The sequence below is a fragment of the Parazoarcus communis SWub3 = DSM 12120 genome, assembly GCF_003226565.1.
In the GTDB taxonomy this organism is placed as follows: Bacteria; Pseudomonadota; Gammaproteobacteria; order Burkholderiales; family Rhodocyclaceae; genus Parazoarcus; species Parazoarcus communis.
Map to the genome: position 1 here is coordinate 1 of NZ_QKOE01000106.1, position 564 is coordinate 564.

The 564-nt window shown below is 65.6% G+C and carries 1 protein-coding gene; it reads right to left on the reverse strand.

Features of this window, described 5'->3' with window-relative positions:
- The coding region (locus DNK49_RS23260; protein ID WP_243632495.1) for an efflux RND transporter permease subunit at window positions 1–564 on the reverse strand (564 nt) is incomplete at both ends.

Sequence of the window (564 nt, forward strand, 5' to 3'; positions counted from 1 at the left end):
AAGCACATGAAACTGCTTCTCGTACCCGCCGATCGTGTTGACCTCGACGATGCCCGGCACGGTGCGCAGCTGCGGCTTGATGATCCAGTCCTGGACGGTGCGTAGCTCCGTCGCCGAATAGGGCGTGCCGTCAGGCCGCCTCGCGCCGGGCTTGGCTTCCACCGCGTACATGTAGATCTCGCCAAGTCCCGTCGAGACCGGCCCCATCGACGTCTCGGTGCCGGGCGGCAGCTTGTCCTTGGCCTGCTGGATGCGCTCATTCACGAGCTGGCGTGCGAAGTAGATGTCGGTGCCGTCCTTGAAGACCACCGTCACCTGGCTGAGACCGTAGCGCGAGAGCGAGCGCGTGTAGTCGAGCTTGGGCAGGCCACCCATCGCCGTCTCGATCGGGAAGGTGATGCGCTGCTCGACCTCGAGCGGCGAGTAGCCTGGCGCCACCGTGTTGACCTGCACCTGCACGTTAGTGATGTCCGGCACGGCGTCGATCGGCAGGCGCGTGAAGTTCCAGGCACCCAGCGCGCCGACGGCGATGGCCGCCATGATGACGAGCCAGCGGTTCTGGAT